The sequence below is a fragment of the Lysinibacillus sp. NPDC093692 genome (genome assembly GCF_050280125.1).
Lineage (GTDB): Bacteria > Bacillota > Bacilli > Bacillales_A > Planococcaceae > Lysinibacillus.
Map to the genome: position 1 here is coordinate 26,430 of NZ_JBNNUW010000032.1, position 16,757 is coordinate 43,186.

Here is a 16,757-nt window from a genome sequence, read left to right on the forward strand (position 1 = left end):
CTCTGTTTCATCGACTTCTGGTTTTATAGTATCTATCTGTTCAACCTCACTAACTGGAACACTTTATTAAGTTTCAATAAATCAGATTCAATAACTCTCCAACCTTCTTTATCACTATTTCTATAAGCGTTAGGGAATTTACCTGACCGTATCCAACGTTTAATAGTTTCTTCGTGTTTACCTAATAAGTCCGCCACTTCTTTTACTTTATATTCTTTCAAGTTATTGCCTCCAAACAGAATGCAAGTTTTAGGAACGTGCGTTCTATTTTATCGCAACGTTTAATTACTGTGAATATTTCCTTACGCAGGTTAGTTGTGGTAGTGAATAAGTTCATTTAGAGGTCTAACAAACAAAAAAGCACACCACTATATATAAGTGATGTACTAATTATTTAATATAATGTGTGACATTAAAGACAACCTCTTGATATTACTGTTTTATAATACATTCACTTGTCTTTAATTTTACAGAGGAGATGTGCTCCTTTCTTGTTGATTAAGTATGGCTCTTTGCAAAACGAGGGGGTGATTTCCGTTCCTCTATTGCTAATCACCGAGGAGTCGCTCAGTCTCCACTCCAATCAACCACTTCAATTTAAGGTGAGTAGCCATAGCCTTCACTGCATAAAAATTATACGCGAATGCTGATTGGTTTCTTAAATAGCGTCTATTATTTATTAAACATATCAAATAAACCGCCGATGCCACCTTCGCCTTTAGATTGACCGCCACCGCCTTGGGAAATTGGTGCAGCAGCGAAGACGCGGCTTGCTAATCGGCTAAATGGTAAGGATTGAATCCATACTTTACCTGGCCCCTTTAAAGTAGCGAAGAAGATACCTTCACCACCGAACAATGCAGTTTTTACGCCTCCAACCATCTCGATATCGTATTGTACATCAGATGTCATGGCTACTAAACAGCCTGTATCAACACGCAATACTTCGCCATGCTGTAACACCTTTTCATGAATAGCGCCGCCTGCATGAACAAATGCCATGCCGTCTCCTTCAAGTTTTTGCATAATGAAGCCTTCACCACCGAAGAAGCCAACGCCGATTTTCTTTTGGAATTCAACGCCTACTGAAACTCCTTTTGCAGCAGCTAAAAAAGCATCTTTTTGACAAATAATTTTCCCGTTTAATTGACTTAAATCCATTGGAATAATCTTACCTGGGTAAGGAGAAGCAAAATAGACGTGACGTTTACCTGAACCAACGTTCGTAAATGTCGTCATAAATAAACTTTCACCAGTAATTAGGCGTTTTCCAGCTCCAAATAATTTACCCATAAGACCACTATCTTGGCTTCCTTTTGAACCATCGCCAAAGATTGTTTCCATATGGATAGCATCATCCATCATCATTAAAGCACCAGCTTCAGCTACTACTGTTTCTTGCGGGTCAAGCTCAACTTGCACATATTGCATATCGTCGCCATGTAATTTGTAGTCAATTTCGTGATTATTCATAATGGGATTCCTCCAAAATTCAATTTAGTATTATATACGATTATATGTTATGTAAGTTTCAATGAATAATTAATTATTTAAGAAAAAAAAGGAATAAGCTAGAAAATGTCGAATATAAAAAACTAGTATGAGTATTTTTTATTTTCGTTTAGCTGAAAATTTGTGATTGTTTTTTCAGTGATCACATAAGATTTTCATCTGTAACTTAGCTAAAAGGAAATAAAATCTCTGGTGATTGTCACCAATATTATTTTATCAAAAGCATGCTTGATAGATTGTTATATATTAAAAATTCGGAATTTTGACATATTTGATTCTGCATAGAGATTAATAGATGACAGCTATCTAAAAGCAATGCGACTGGTAACGATGATATAGAGGCAACATAGATACTTCAGGGGGTGTTTGTAGTGGAAATGAAAAACTATATCGGTGGTAAATGGGCAACAACTTCCCATTTACAAAGTATAGTAGTGACCAATCCTGCAAATGGGGAGCAGCTAGCTACGATTCCGCGTTCTACGGCAAGTGAGGTAGATGAAGCGGTAGCGGTTGCAAAACAGGCACAAAAAAGCTGGGCATTAGTACCTGCGCCTAAACGTGCTGACTATTTATATGCCATCGGTCAAAAAATGAAAGAGAAGAAGGAACATTTAGCGACCGTTTTAACAAAAGAGATGGGAAAGGTTATTGAAGAAGCTAGAGGTGAAGTACAGGAAGGGATCGATATGGCCTATTATATGGCTGGTGAAGGGCGAAGGTTATTTGGGGAGACAACACCGTCTGAGCTAGCCAATAAATTTGCCATGAGTGTACGGGCACCTATTGGCGTTGTAGCTTTAATAACTCCGTGGAATTTCCCTGTAGCGATTGCCACTTGGAAGTCGTTCCCGGCAATTGTTGCTGGCAATACGTTCATTTGGAAGCCGTCGAATGAAACACCGATGATGGCGTATGAAATGGGTAAAATTTTTGAAGAGGTTGGCTTACCTGATGGAGTAGCAAACATCGTCTTCGGTACAGGGCCAACAGTTGGAACAGCATTAATTGAACATCCAGACGTTAAGGTCATTTCATTTACTGGCTCTACAACAACAGGGAGTAAAGTAGCGGAGTTGGGTGGTAAACACCTGAAGAAAATTTCATTAGAGATGGGCGGGAAAAATGCAGTCATCGTGATGGATGATGCCGATTTACAGCTTGCGACTGAAGGAATCCTATGGAGTGCATTTGGAACTGCTGGTCAAAGATGTACAGCATGTAGTCGCGTGATCGTGCATAAAGATGTAAGAGAGGAACTAGAAAAACGCCTATTAGACGAAATGCATAAGCTAACAATTGGTGACGGTCTAGATGAAAGTGTGAAAATCGGACCTGTCATTAACAAAGCTGCATTGGAAAAGATTAATCACTATGTGCAAATAGGCAAACAGGAAGGGGCGACGTTGTTAGCTGGAGGTAGAATTTTAGCTGAGCCTCCTTATGACAAAGGGTTTTATTATGAGCCTACACTATTTACCAATGTGAAACCTGACATGATTATTGCACAGGAAGAAATCTTTGGCCCGGTCGTTTCTCTTATTGAAGTAGCAAGTTTAGATGAAGCAATCGAAGTAAACAATGGCGTAAAATTTGGCTTATCCAGTTCAATTTTTTCACAAGATGTGAATACGATTTTCCGCGCACAACGAGATTTAGATACAGGTATTGTTTATGTGAATGCTGGCACAACAGGTGCTGAAATTCATTTGCCATTTGGTGGGACAAAGGGTACGGGGAATGGTCACCGCGACTCGGGTGTAGCTGCCTTGGATGTCTATACAGAGTGGAAAAGTATTTATGTAGACTATAGCGGGAAATTACAAAGAGCACAAATCGATACAGAATAACAGATCAATGAAAGGGGATGTTCTTGATGAAAGTTGTTGTATTAGGTGCAGGTTTAATGGGTAAAGAGGTAGCTCGTGATTTAATAAAAAATAGCAAAGTGGAGTGTGTATTTTTAGGGGATATTGACGTGAAAATAGCACAGGACTTTGTAGATTCGTTAAATACAGATAAAATTGAGGTTGTAGAGCTTCATGCAGAGCGCGATGACTCGTTAATGGAGGTTATTTCAAAAGGTGATGTAGTCGTTAATGCATTATTTTATGCCTTTAATGAGCGTGTAGCAAGAGCAGCTATCGCGGCGGGTGTTCATTCTGTGGATTTAGGTGGTCATATTGGCGGTGTCACAGAAAAAATATTAAATCTCGACGAAGAGGCAAAAGCAAAAGGTGTAACTATTATTCCGGATTTGGGTGTTGCTCCGGGTATGGTCAACATTTTAGCGGGCTACGGTGCTTCGAAATTAGATGAGGTAGAATCTATTAAACTATTTGTAGGCGGTATTCCTACAGAGCCGAAGCCACCTCTTCACTATACACGCGTATTTTCTTTAGATGGTGTCTTTGATCATTATACAGAGCCATCAAAAGTGATTCTAAAAGGTAAACTTCAAGAAGTTCCGTCATTATCAGGCGTTGAACCTATTTATTTCAAAGATTTTGGTGTGCTTGAGGCATTTTATACATCTGGCGGTATATCGACGTTGGATAAGACATTCCCAAATGTCCAAACATTAGAATATAAAACAATTCGTTATAAAGGACATGCAGAGAAATTTAAGCTACTAGCTGATTTAGGATTCCTCGATGCTAGTAATAAGGTAGAGGTAGAAAATCAGGAGGTTTCTGTACGTCCAGTTGTTCGTGAGGCACTTAAAAAGAAACTTGAGCTTGGTTCAAAACCAGATGCTGTGCTATTGCGTGTTATTGTAGCGGGTGAAAAGGCACAGCAACAAGTGACGTATGAGTACGAAATGGTTGTAACTAAAGATATGTCGATTAATGAAACAGCTATGGCTCGCTCAACAGCCAATACAATCTCTGTCGTTGCTCAAATGATTGGAGAAAATAAAATTACAGAGCGCGGTGTATTTGCACCTGAATCAATTGTTCCGGGCGACATTTATATTGAAGAAATGGCTAAACGTGGTGTAGTTATTAAGGAAACGTCTCATACGTCTGCAATGATCGTGAAATGGTAGGTGCTCGGTCATGAATTTCGAATTTACCACTGAGCAGGAAATGTTACGTAAAACAGTACGGAAGTTTGTGGATGATGAAATACTTCCACATATTGCGAAGTGGGATGCTGAAGGTTGCTTCGATCCGAAGATTTGGTCAAGACTAGCTGAGCTTGGCTTAATGGGCGTTTGTGTCCCAGAACAATACGGTGGCAGTGGTATGGATTACAATGCACTCGCCATTGTTTGTGAAGAGCTTGAACGTGGAGATACAGCATTTCGTACAGCTGTTTCCGTTCATACAGGCCTGAATAGTATGACCTTAATGCAATGGGGAACAGAGGTTCAAAAACAGCGATATCTTGTTCCGCAGGCGAAAGGTGTTCGGATTGGAGCGTTCGGTTTAACAGAGCCTGGAGCGGGATCAGATGTAGCTGCTATGTCTACGACCGCTATAAGAGATGGAGACTTTTACGTATTAAATGGGCAGAAAACATGGATTTCCTTATGTGATATAGCTGACCATTTTATCGTTTTTGCTTATACGGATAAATCGAAGAAGCATCATGGCATTAGTGCATTTATCGTAGAGCGTTCTATGGCGGGCTTTACGTCGAAGGCGATTAAAGGTAAATACGGTATTCGTGCTGGTAACACGGGTGAGCTCTTTTTTGACAATCTACGTATACCTGTAGAGAATCGTCTAGGAGAAGAAGGAGAAGGCTTTAAAATTGCAATGTCCGCGTTAGATAATGGTCGTTTTACCGTAGCTGCTGGCGCTGTTGGTCTCATTCAAGCGTGTCTCGAGGCGAGTGTGAAATACTGTCATGAACGCGAAACATTTGGAAAGCCTATTGGTGAGCACCAGCTAGTAGGGCAAATGATTGCCAAAATGGAAGCTGGCTATCAAATGAGCCGCTTGCTTGTCTATCGTGTTGGAGAATTAAAAAACAAAGGTGTACGTAATACGCGAGAGACATCATTAGCAAAGTGGCAGGCTTGTGATTTTGCCAATAAAGCTGCAGATGATGCAGTGCAAATTTATGGAGCATATGGTTATTCGGATGAATATCCAGTTGCCCGTTATTTGCGTAATTCGAAAGCACCCGTTATTTATGAAGGCACGCGGGAGATTCATACAATTATGCAGGCGGACTATGTATTAGGAACCCGCCAAGATAAGCCATTAGCAAAAATGCTACCGAAATGGCCATTTGAAGAGTAAGCGTTTTAAAAAAAGAATCCGAATTTAGGGTTCTTTTTTTATGTTCAAACAAGATATTCCATTTAGTTACAATTGTACCTATTTTTATGCTTCAATTGTGTCTTAACGTTCAAATTATACTAGAAAATATTGTTATAATATAACATTTAATGTTGCTTTGCTCACATAATATGGTATTTTTAAAAAGGTGATATAGTTCTAAATAATCAACGTATTACCGAATTATAGATGTAGTACCATAGGAGGATTTTTTATGAAGAAAAAATTAAAACTCAATCAAGTGTTACTTGGAGTAAGTACAATGGCACTGTCGTTCGGAGCGTTACAAGCAGAAGCATCAGCAGCAGAAAAAACGCCTTATAATGTATTACAAATGAAGCCTGCCGGCATAGTGACTTCGAATGATGAAGTTACACATTCTACAACGGCTGATGAAACATTGTCATTTGAAAAACGTTTGGAAATTGGCGATTTTTCGGAACACCCAGCTCCAACTATAAAGCTTGCTGAAACGAAGCAATTGCAGGAACAGTACTCGACGGCAGAGCTTAATAAAATGAGCGATAGTGAGTTAATTGATACGCTAGGAAATATTCGTTGGTATCAAATTACAGACCTATTCCAATTCAATGAGGAAACAAAAGCTTTTTATCAAAATAAAGAGCGCATGCAGGTAATCATCGACGAATTGGGGAAAAGAGGACGTTCTTTTACGAAAGATGATTCAAAAGGTATTGAAACATTTGTTGAGGTATTACGTTCTGCTTTTTATTTAGGATTTTATAATAAGGAACTAGGTTATTTAAACGAGAGAAGTTTCCAAGATCAGTGTTTACCAGCATTAAAGGAGATGGCTAAAAATCCGAACTTTAAACTTGGTACAGATGAGCAAGATAAAGTGGTATCTGCTTATGGGAAATTAATCGGTAATGCCTCTAGTGATGCAGAAACAGTTCAGTATGCTACGAAGATTTTAAAACAGTATAAGGAAAATATCTCTACATATGAAAGCGATTCTTTAAAAGGGCAAGCAATCTATGATTTAATACATGGAATTGATTATGATTTACAGTCGTACTTGCATCAGACAGGTAAAGAAGCGAATACGACGATGTGGTATGGCAAGATTGATAGTTTCATCAATGAAGTGAATAACATTGCGCTTTTACATAAGGTGACAGATAACAATAGTTGGTTAATTAATAATGGTATTTATTATGCAGGGCGTTTAGGGATATTCCATAGTAATCCGGATATAGGTTTAGAAGTTGTTACACAAGCAATGCATATGTATCCATATTTAAGTGAAGCTTATTTTGTAGCAGTAGAGCAACTTACTACAAATTATGGTGGAAAAGACTCTAGTGGAAATGAAGTAGATTTAGAGAAAATGCGTGAAGAGGGCAAGAAGCAGTATTTACCGAAAACATATACATTTGATAACGGCTCGATTGTCTTTAAGACGGGAGCTAATGTAACAGATGACAAAATTCAAAGATTATACTGGGCTGCAAAAGAAGTAAAAGCACAATATCACCGTGTCATTGGGAATGATAAAGCATTAGAGCCAGGCAATGCTGATGATGTATTAACAGTTGTCATTTATGACTCTCCAGATCAATATCGCTTAAACCGTCAATTGTACGGCTATGAAACAAATAATGGTGGTATTTATATTGAAGAGAAGGGTACGTTCTTTACATATGAACGTACGCCGGAGCAAAGTATTTATAGTTTAGAAGAGTTGTTCCGTCATGAATTCACACATTATTTACAAGGAAGATACGAGGTTCCTGGTTTATTCGGGACAGGTGATATGTATCAAAATGAACGACTAACTTGGTTCCAAGAAGGAAATGCAGAATTCTTTGCAGGATCAACGCGTACAAATGATGTTGTTCCACGTAACAGTATTATTAGTGGATTATCAGATGACCCATCACAACGTTATACAGCTAAACAGACATTGTTTGCAAAATATGGATCATGGGATTTTTATAACTATTCGTTTGCGCTGCAGTCCTATATGTATACTCATCAATTTGAGACATTTGATAGAATTCAAGATTTAATTCGTGCGAACGATGTGACAAATTATGATGCGTATCGTGATTCTTTAAGTAAAGATTCACAACTGAATACGGAATACCAAGCGTATATGCAGCAATTGATTGATAATCAAGAAAAATACGAGGTGCCACAAGTAGCAGAAGATTATTTAGTGGAACATACACCAAAAGCGTTAACTGAAGTGGAGCAAGAAATTGCCGAAGTTGCTAACGTAAAAGATGTAAAAATGACAAAACATAAGTCTCAATTCTTTAATACATTTACACTCGAAGGTACGTATGTAGGTAGTGAAACACAAGGTGAATCTAACGATTGGAAAACGATGAGTAAGCAAGTGAACCAAGTGCTGGAGCAGCTGTCGCAAAAAGAGTGGAGCGGCTATAAAACAGTGACTGCGTATTTCGTCAACTACCGTGTGAATGCAGCAAACCAATTTGAATATGATATTGTTTTCCACGGCGTTGCGACGGATGAAGGAGATCATCAAGCGCCTATTGCAAATATCAATGGTCCATATGCTGGAGTCGAAAATGAAGAAATTCAGTTCAAGAGCGATGGTTCAAAAGATAAGGATGGTAAAATCGTTTCTTACCTTTGGAATTTTGGCGATGGCAAAACAAGTGATGAGGCAAACCCTACTCATGTATACGAAAAAGAAGGCACATATAATGTGACATTAACAGTGAAAAATGATAAGGGAATAGAAAGTAAAGATCGTACAATTGTATCTGTACGAAAAGGCGTACAAACAGAGAAACCTCATTCAGAAGAAGCGAAGACCATTCCATTTAATACGCCCCTAAAAGGTGATTTGGTTGGTGATGATGATACGGATGTATACACATTCGATGTTACATCTGCAGAAGAAATCGATATTTCTGTTTTAAATGAAAATCAAATTGGCATGACATGGGTGCTTTATCATGAGTCTGATAAGCAAAATTATGTAGCATATGGACAGGAAGATGGAAATAGTATAAAAGGTAAACTTCATGCGGAACCAGGGAAGTATCATCTATATATTTATAAAGTTGATAATGAAAACGGGACATATACAGTAAATGTACAAAATAGTGCACAAACAGAGCTAGAACCAAATAATCGTCCAGAAGAAGCGAATATGATTCCATTTAATAAGCCCTTAAAAGGTAGCTTGATGGATGATGATCATACGGATGTATACACATTCGATGTTACGTCTCCAAAAGAAATCGATATTTCTGTCCTGAATGAAAATCAAATTGGCATGACATGGGTGCTTTGTCATGAGTCTGATATGCGAAATTACGTAGCATATGGACAGGAAGATGGAAATAATATAAAAGGTAAATATAATGCGAAACCAGGCAAATATTATTTATACATTTACAAATTTGATAATGAAAATGGTGCGTATTCAGTAACAGTACAATAGTAGAAGCTAATTTGAAAACGAGAGGGATTCACGTCCTCTCGTTTTTTTACTGAGGAAAATTTCGGAATAATGTAACTCTTTTGCTCTTAAGTAGTCTAAATAATAAACAACTTTATGAAAGGTAGGAAAAATAATGAAAAATAAGTGGCTAGCATTGCTAATCATCATCGTACTAGCTATTTTGCCAGGAATTTTTACGCTCATGTCGACCCCGAAAGTGGAGGCACAGACTACAAATGAGAGTAAGACAACTCATAGCTGGCAAGTATCCTTTACGAAGGCACTAAAGGCAAGCAAAATAACGGAAGACAATGTTTACGTAACAAATAGCAAAAATCAAAAGGTAACAGCCACTGTCGCATTAACAGATGATAACAAGACAGTTCTCATTAGAGATTTGGTACCTGGTAGCTATAAATTACATGTGAAGAAAGAAGCGTTTGTACTAGGTGGTCCGAAAACAACATCGCAAGAAATAGCATTCACCATCATTGAAAAGCTGGAAGCCGTCAAATCAGAAAAAGAGTTACAACAATATTTTGAAACACTTATAACTAATGCACAAAGAGAGGTGCGTGAAGAAGCAAACACAGAAATGGCGAGTCGCGAGGACAAAGCAAGTGCAAAGGACTCCTCAACGACGAATAATCAAGTCGAAGGCGTGGAGGAGGGTGATATAGTCGTTGTCAAAGATGGCTATATTTACGCTGTAAAAGATCAGAACATTACTGTAGTGGATGCTAAAGATCCGAAAAATTTAAAGCTAGCAACAACGATCAAGATGAAGGAAACCCAATATATTTCGAAGCTAGCAGTATACGACCATTTATTAATAGCAATTAGCGATGAATATTTAGAAAAAATGGGCACGAGCATGACGAAAGCTTCTTTATATGATATTTCAAATCCAAAAAATCCAAAGCTAATACGTGAAGTGGGGCAAGAGGGGTATTTACAAGATATTCGAATTACAAATGACACATTATATTTAATCGGTAATATGCATCCGAATTATTGGATGCTTAGAGAGAAAAAAGCGCCAGACTTAAAACCGAAAACATATGATAGTGTAGAAGGAAAAGAATATAAAAGTTTACCTCTAGAGAAAATTTCTATTTTACCAAATACAATGGATGGAACATATAGCTTAATGACAGCGGTGGACTTAAAAAATGGTGCTCAGAAAACGGCGAATACGAAAGGATACTTAGGTGGCAGTAGTGGACTTTATATGTCGGAGAATGCACTTTATTTAACAACACCTATTTATGACGGAAATATAGTGCCTGCTGCTGGCATCATGATGGATAGAATCTGGATGCCAAGAACAACGAATACACAAGTTTTTAAATGGAATGTTGATGGAACTGACATGAATTTTGTAGGTACTACGGAAGTAAAAGGATCTGTGTTAAATCAATACTCAATGGATGAATATAAAGGTAATTTCCGCATCGTTACAACGGAAGGAAATGCATGGGATGAACAACAAATATCAAAAAATCACCTATTTATTTTAGATAATAAATTGCAGCAGCTCGGTGCTGTAAAAGATTTAGCTCCTGGTGAAAAAGTGTATTCTGCACGCTTTATGGGCGAAAAAGCATATGTAGTAACATTCAAGCAAGTGGATCCACTGTTTGTGATTGATGTAGCAAACCCGAAAAAGCCAACTGTGCTAGGGGAGCTAAAGATTCCAGGCTTTAGTAACTATTTACATCCATTAGACGATACACATTTAATCGGCATCGGCTATGATACGGAGCAACGCTATGATGCCTATACGAAGCGTAATTTTACGGTGACAACAAACATGAAAATGTCACTATTTGATGTGTCAGATTTCAAACATCCAAAGGAACAGTCAACCGTAAAAATCGGTGGTAAAGGCTCGTACTCCGATGTTCAATACAATCCTAAAGCGTTATTCCGCAACAAGGAATACAATTACTTTGGTTTCCCAGTTATCCTATATGATGCAGGAAAGGGCGATGAAATTGTCTACAAAGGTCAAGGCGCACAAATCTATGAAATCACTGCAGAGAAAGGCATCGTTCTAAAAGGAAATATCATTAATAAAAGTAAGGGCGATCAGTATGAAAACTGGGAGCAGCTTGTACAGCGAGTAGTCTATATAGATGACGCGCTTTACACAGTAGCTCGCAACGAAGTAAAGAGTTATCAACTAAAAGACTTCAAACCACTTGATACATTAACAATTAAATAACGAAAAGAGTCCAATGAACTTAAGGTGAGTTTATTGGACTTTTCATGTTGTTGAAAAACACGTCGGTGTATTAAATAAAGTTAGGCTCTTTTGCAAAGCGAGGGGTTGATTTTAGTTTGATCGGGACATTTTCGGGGATTATCGCCCAACTTCTGAATTTTATCGACATCCGCCTTCAGAAGGGCAAAAAGGTGTCACACACAAGACTGTGCGTGACACTTTAACTCATTGAAATAAATTAACACAAAAAAGTCCAATAAACCTTGAGTTCATTGGACTTTTTCTTTAATTATTTTTGACGATATGGAAGAATTTCTGATACTGTCACGAATTCATAGCCTTGCCCTTGTAAATAAGCAAGTACAGCATCAAGACCGTCGGCAGTCGATTGATGAATATCATGCATTAAGACAATGGCGTTATTGTGTATATTATTTTTAACATTAGGTAGGAGCTGTTGCGCATTGCGATGCTTCCAGTCTAATGTATCGATTGACCATAAAACAACAGGAATTGGAATTTGGGCATTAATCGTATCATTTGTTGCGCCATACGGTGGTCTAAATACAGTTGGCTTGTGATTAATGGCTTTTTCAATCTCCGCAAATGTAGATGTGTATTGATTCACTGCCTGCTCCAGTGGCAGTTTTGTTAATACAGGATGGTCCCATGAATGATTACCGATTTCATGTCCTCTTGCAAGTACATCTCTTGCGATGTCAGGGTAATATTGTACTCGACTACCAAGCATAAAGAAGGTAGCTTTTGCGTTATATTTATCGAGCGTATTTAAAATCTGTTCGGTAACTTTTGGATGTGGACCATCATCAAAAGTTAAGGCAATGCGTTTTTGGTTTGGATCACCTACGTTAACTGGCTTCGTCGGTTTTTCCATAGCAATCTGGAATTCAGAAGCTAACAATGGATTGATAAGTGAAAGGGGAAGCTTCACAGTTTGTGGACCAGCTACTCCGCTAGCAATCTCATACTCATCAAAATAGAATTGTAACGAACTATCAACGATAGCAAAGCGATGGAAGTTAGACCACTTCGGTTCAGTTGACTTGATGACATCATCCTTGAAAAGGTCTTCCTTTAACTTAGGATTTTGTTGTAAGTCCTTACGTACATAAGTAGCTAATGCCGATAAGTTGTTTTCATCGTTATTTAACAATGTTTCAATGGAAATTAATTTACCAGTTTCATGATTGATAAAGAATGTTTTTGTTGAAATATCAGGATTGGCTCCACCTGTATACAACGTTTTTGTTAGCACAAAGGAATAGTAGTGCTTCTGGTATGGGAAAGTTTCCAAACTAATATTCAGCTCACCCATTGCCTCTTTATCTTTATTTTTTTTCATAGATGACAGATAGTTTTCTTTTGAATCCGTTATGTACTTTAGTACAGCATCATTAAAAGCTTTATTATCTGTTTCTGGATAGTGAATAGCAAAAGGTGTTCGCTTATCATTAGAAACATCGGTTACAATACGTATACCTGGAAACGCAGAGCTTTCAGTGGATAGGTTACTCGTTATTGAATTTGTATCTGTCTCTTTTGAGGCACTGATTTTTTGAAACTTAAAGTCATCCTTTGATAGGATAATGACTAAAATAATAGTTGTTAATGAAATGATGAGGCCGATTAATAGGAAATCAATCATTGGCCCGCGTTTTTTTCTGCGTTCCGGCATTTTGAGGGAGACGCTCCTTTCCGTATTTATTTTTCTATACAATCAGACGTGTTAGTCATTGAAAAAGTTATACGAATCTACGAAGTTTTGCTATTAATTTGTGGGAAACAATCCTCATGAATAAATGACTCATTAGCTTATCATTTTCATCATATGAAAGCTAAAATACTTTTGTGTTAAAAGTTGAAATTTTAGTTGAGTTTTTATTTGCAGTTCGATACTATTGGCAAGGAACCTTTTAAAGGAGGTAGTTAACTGTAATGGTTTTACATGAAGTGGATAATGAACTTACGATTGACTGCTTATTGCTTGCGGGGCGAATTATGATTGAAAGTGGTGCAGAAACATACCGTGTGGAGGATACAATGCTACGTATGGCACATTCTCAAAATATGCTAGATGCGCAATGTTATGCCACACCCACAGGGATCATCTTTTCATTAGGCAAGACACAGCCAACGAGAATTTCATCAATTTCCAACAGGGTAACAGATTTACAAAAAATAGCCTTGGTAAATTCAGTATCTCGGAGACTCACATCTCACATGATAACATTAGAAGACGCTTATGACGAGCTAAAGTCGATACAAAAAACAAATTATTTTTTACCCACATATATTCAAGTCATATCAGCGGCTCTTGCGAGTGGTTGTTTCCTTATAATGTTTAAGGGAGGGTGGTCTGATTTCCTTTTTGCTTGTTTGGCAGGGGGGTTAGGCTTCCTAGTGCTTTTATTGATAAATGACTTAACAAAAGTGAAATTTTTCTCAGAATTTACAGCTTCATTAGTAGTAGGAACGATTGCTGTCTTTTCAGTGAAGTATGGCCATGGTACGGAAATAGATAAAATTGTTATTAGTTCTGTTATGCCACTAGTACCAGGTATTTTGATTACGAATGCAGTTCGGGATTTAATAGCAGGTCATTTTATTTCAGGGATGGCGAAGGGCGTAGAGGCCTTTTTAACAGCTTTTGCAATCGGTGCAGCTATTGCCGTCACTCTATCGTTTTAGGAGGAATGCGACTTGGACTATTTCATACAGTTGATTCTTAGCTTTTTTGCGACGGCGGGTATCGGAGTTATTTTTAATGTACCGAGAAAAAACCTCATTTATTGTGGTTTTGTTGGGGTAGTAGGCTGGATGATTTACTTCATCCTAACAGAGCATGGCATGGATATCGTATATGCCTCGTTCTTTAGCTCTTTCGTCATTGCAATCGTTGCCCATTTGTATGCACGACGCTTCAAAATGCCGATGATTATTTTTATTGTTGGTGGGATTATCCCACTAGTTCCGGGAGGCATGGCTTACAATGCAATGAGAAATGTTGTAGAAGCTGATTATATACAAGGGCTACAGTATGGGTTTAAGGCATTTTTAATTACAGGTGCCATCGTTATAGGACTTGTATTTGCAGAGGTACTGATACAGCTTATTTTCCGTTCTGTCCGAACTAGTAAGGCGACATTCAAGAAGGTCTATAAGAAATAAGGCTCCACAGCCAAAGCAATAGATTGAACAATATAAAGGAGGTTACGTTTTAAACGTAGCCTCCTTTAATTGTTGTACAGAGAAAACATTGTCGTTGTCGCTCCCGAGCTAGTAAGCTCATATTTTGTAGGCTATATCAGGAATTTGCGTACCCTTACAAGGTGCAGGAACAAGCAGATTCCTTTTTCTTTTGCCGTTAAAAAATGAGTAGAATATGAAGCGCATACATAACTTAGCGAGAAATTTCAAGAAAAGTGAATATCAACATATGTTCAAAAACCAGCAAAAGTTGATTTGTATCTTTTTGAGAGGATTGCTAGTGTTAATAACTGTAGAAAATAACAAATATTATTCATTTGCAGGTAGCTACCCTTTGTTATTTTTTCAATATGATGAAAAGGAGATTTCGAAAGGAGTAGATATTTGTGAGAGTAAGACATAACATTTCATCCCTAAATATAAACAACAGATTAACACAACATAAGAAAAAGGCTGATAGTGTATTAGAGAAACTATCTTCTGGATATAAAATCAATCATGCAGGAGATGATGTAGCTGGACTGGCAATCTCTGAAAAAATGCGTGGGCAAATTCGTGGTTTAAATATGGCCGGAAAAAATATTCAGGATGGTATTTCATTAATACAAACAGCTGAAGGGGCTTTAAATGAAGTGCATTCACTTCTTCAACGCGGAAGAGAGTTAAGTGTGCAAGCATCGAATGACACCAATACAGATAGTGATAGAGCAATGATCCAAATGGAATTAGAAGAGATTAAAAAAGAAATTACATCTATTAGTAATAATACGGAATTTAATACTAAAAAATTACTTAATGGTTCACTAAATACTTCATCACTTTCGTCAACTTCACCACCTTCACCACCTTCACCACCTTCACCAACCTCATCATTAACTGTTAATGGAGGCACGTATACAGTAGAAGATGGTTGGATTAATTTCAATAGTCTCGAAAACCCTAATGAGAAAAATAAAATTAAGCTTAATGAAGGCGAGAAGGTTATTGATGACCCTGCGAATGGTTATTTTACAGACATCGTAATAACTGCTGAGTATGTTAATGGAGTTCTGAAAAGTATGTCTATTCTGACTCGTCCCCCAGGTGGAAATGAGTATACTAAGTTTATTACAAAAGATAATCCTAGTTTAATATTTTCATATAACGGTGTGACAATTGATCTGCGTCATAGAACACTACCTCCTGGAACCACTGTTGGTTGTGTTGAAGGGCTTATTCAATTAACAGCAGGAGAAAATCGACCTATAGACCATACAGACCATACAGATCCTACAGATCCTACAGACCCTACAGACCCAACAGATCCAACAGATCCAACAGATCCAACAGATCCAACAGATCCAACAGATCCAGATCCTACAAATAACGGTTTAAAGCTTCAAATAGGAGCCAATTCTGGTCAGACAACAGAATTAATAATACCTGATATTCGTTCACGGGCCATAGGTATTAATGGTGTTTCAGTTTTGGATAGCTCATTGGCTCAAAGTAGTATTAGTAGTTTCGACGGTGCTATCAATATTGTTTCCAGTGTACGTTCTAGTCTAGGGGCACAACAAAACAAACTTGAACACGCTTATAATTCAGTTACCAATACATCTGAAAATCTTCAATCTGCTGAATCACGTATCCGCGATATTGATATGGCTAAAGGTATGATAATATTCACGAAAAATAATATTTTATTACAAGCTGCCCAAGCAATGCTCGCTCAATCAAATAAACAATCGGAAAATATTTTACAACTACTTCAATAAGTTACTTTAAATTAAGACCACATAAAGGTGGTCTTTTTCTTATTTCCGTACAATATATCCGTTATTCTTCACTCTACCATTCCAGCCAATTTCCTACATTAAGCCTACTATTTATTGATTGCAGAAGATCCTCACGCCCATTTAACCAATTATAAAATGTACAGGACGATCCTTATGTTCTTTGTCCGCCACAGATGCCAGATATGAACTGAACCCCGAATAGTGGACACTTTAAAAAGTGACCCTATTCGGGGTTTTTTGTTCATTTCACAAAAAAATCTCGTTATACTAAATAT

Annotated in this window: 10 protein-coding genes and 2 pseudogenes; 9 read left to right on the forward strand and 3 right to left on the reverse strand. The window is 37.6% G+C overall.

Going from position 1 to position 16,757, the window contains the following annotated elements:
• Positions 1–32 precede the first annotated feature (32 nt).
• Positions 33–221, reverse strand: coding sequence for a helix-turn-helix domain-containing protein (locus ACQKN4_RS23005; RefSeq protein WP_427484914.1), 189 nt, complete (start codon positions 219–221; stop codon positions 33–35).
• A gap of 451 nt (positions 222–672) precedes the next feature.
• Complete coding sequence (locus ACQKN4_RS23010; RefSeq protein ID WP_427484915.1) at positions 673–1,473, reverse strand: TIGR00266 family protein; 801 nt, start codon at positions 1,471–1,473, stop codon at positions 673–675.
• 416 nt (positions 1,474–1,889) lie between these two features.
• Here ACQKN4_RS23010 and ACQKN4_RS23015 point away from each other — a divergent pair, with 416 nt between their 5' ends.
• The 6 genes and pseudogenes from ACQKN4_RS23015 (at position 1,890) to ACQKN4_RS23040 (ending at position 11,476) form a co-directional block, all read left to right on the forward strand.
• A complete protein-coding gene (locus tag ACQKN4_RS23015) occupies positions 1,890–3,362 on the forward strand; it encodes an aldehyde dehydrogenase family protein (protein ID WP_427484919.1) in 1,473 nt (490 codons plus the stop codon).
• Positions 3,363–3,388: 26 nt separating this feature from the next.
• Positions 3,389–4,561 carry a saccharopine dehydrogenase family protein gene (locus ACQKN4_RS23020; RefSeq protein WP_079563980.1) on the forward strand — a complete coding sequence of 391 codons (1,173 nt, stop codon included), beginning with the start codon at positions 3,389–3,391 and terminating at the stop codon, positions 4,559–4,561.
• A gap of 10 nt (positions 4,562–4,571) precedes the next feature.
• Complete coding sequence (locus ACQKN4_RS23025; RefSeq protein WP_427484916.1) at positions 4,572–5,765, forward strand: acyl-CoA dehydrogenase family protein; 1,194 nt, start codon at positions 4,572–4,574, stop codon at positions 5,763–5,765.
• A 253-nt stretch (positions 5,766–6,018) separates the two neighbouring features.
• Positions 6,019–8,904 (forward strand): annotated as a pseudogene (locus tag ACQKN4_RS23030) (collagenase); the annotation flags it as partial.
• Between the two features lie 12 nt (positions 8,905–8,916).
• Positions 8,917–9,249, forward strand: a pseudogene (locus ACQKN4_RS23035) (PPC domain-containing protein); the annotation flags it as partial.
• Between the two features lie 133 nt (positions 9,250–9,382).
• A complete protein-coding gene (locus tag ACQKN4_RS23040; RefSeq protein WP_427484917.1) occupies positions 9,383–11,476 on the forward strand; it encodes a beta-propeller domain-containing protein in 2,094 nt (697 codons plus the stop codon).
• Between the two features lie 289 nt (positions 11,477–11,765).
• Here ACQKN4_RS23040 and ACQKN4_RS23045 read toward each other — a convergent pair whose 3' ends face one another.
• The gene (locus ACQKN4_RS23045; protein WP_079563970.1) at positions 11,766–13,172 is read right to left on the reverse strand and encodes a polysaccharide deacetylase family protein; all 1,407 of its coding nucleotides are present in this window, start codon (positions 13,170–13,172) and stop codon (positions 11,766–11,768) included.
• 260 nt (positions 13,173–13,432) lie between these two features.
• Here ACQKN4_RS23045 and ACQKN4_RS23050 point away from each other — a divergent pair, with 260 nt between their 5' ends.
• From ACQKN4_RS23050 to ACQKN4_RS23060, 3 genes are all read left to right on the forward strand, one after another.
• Positions 13,433–14,185: a threonine/serine exporter family protein gene (locus tag ACQKN4_RS23050; protein WP_079563968.1), complete on the forward strand. Its 753-nt coding sequence runs from the start codon at positions 13,433–13,435 to the stop codon at positions 14,183–14,185.
• Between the two features lie 12 nt (positions 14,186–14,197).
• Positions 14,198–14,665 (forward strand): threonine/serine exporter family protein, encoded by a 468-nt coding sequence (locus ACQKN4_RS23055; protein WP_079563965.1) that lies wholly within the window; start codon positions 14,198–14,200, stop codon positions 14,663–14,665.
• A 425-nt stretch (positions 14,666–15,090) separates the two neighbouring features.
• A complete protein-coding gene (locus ACQKN4_RS23060; protein ID WP_427484918.1) occupies positions 15,091–16,461 on the forward strand; it encodes a flagellin in 1,371 nt (456 codons plus the stop codon).
• Positions 16,462–16,757 lie beyond the last annotated feature (296 nt).

What these genes read in the sequence shown, in the direction of transcription:
- ACQKN4_RS23020 (WP_079563980.1), top strand. Translation starts at nt 3,389, where the DNA reads ATGAAAGTTGTTGTATTAGGTGCAGGTTTAATGGGTAAAGAGGTAGCT.
- ACQKN4_RS23040 (WP_427484917.1), top strand. Translation starts at nt 9,383, where the DNA reads ATGAAAAATAAGTGGCTAGCATTGCTAATCATCATCGTACTAGCTATT.
- ACQKN4_RS23050 (WP_079563968.1), top strand. Translation starts at nt 13,433, where the DNA reads ATGGTTTTACATGAAGTGGATAATGAACTTACGATTGACTGCTTATTG.
- ACQKN4_RS23015 (WP_427484919.1), top strand. Translation starts at nt 1,890, where the DNA reads ATGAAAAACTATATCGGTGGTAAATGGGCAACAACTTCCCATTTACAA.
- ACQKN4_RS23025 (WP_427484916.1), top strand. Translation starts at nt 4,572, where the DNA reads ATGAATTTCGAATTTACCACTGAGCAGGAAATGTTACGTAAAACAGTA.
- ACQKN4_RS23045 (WP_079563970.1), bottom strand. Translation starts at nt 13,172, where the DNA reads ATGCCGGAACGCAGAAAAAAACGCGGGCCAATGATTGATTTCCTATTA.
- ACQKN4_RS23010 (WP_427484915.1), bottom strand. Translation starts at nt 1,473, where the DNA reads ATGAATAATCACGAAATTGACTACAAATTACATGGCGACGATATGCAA.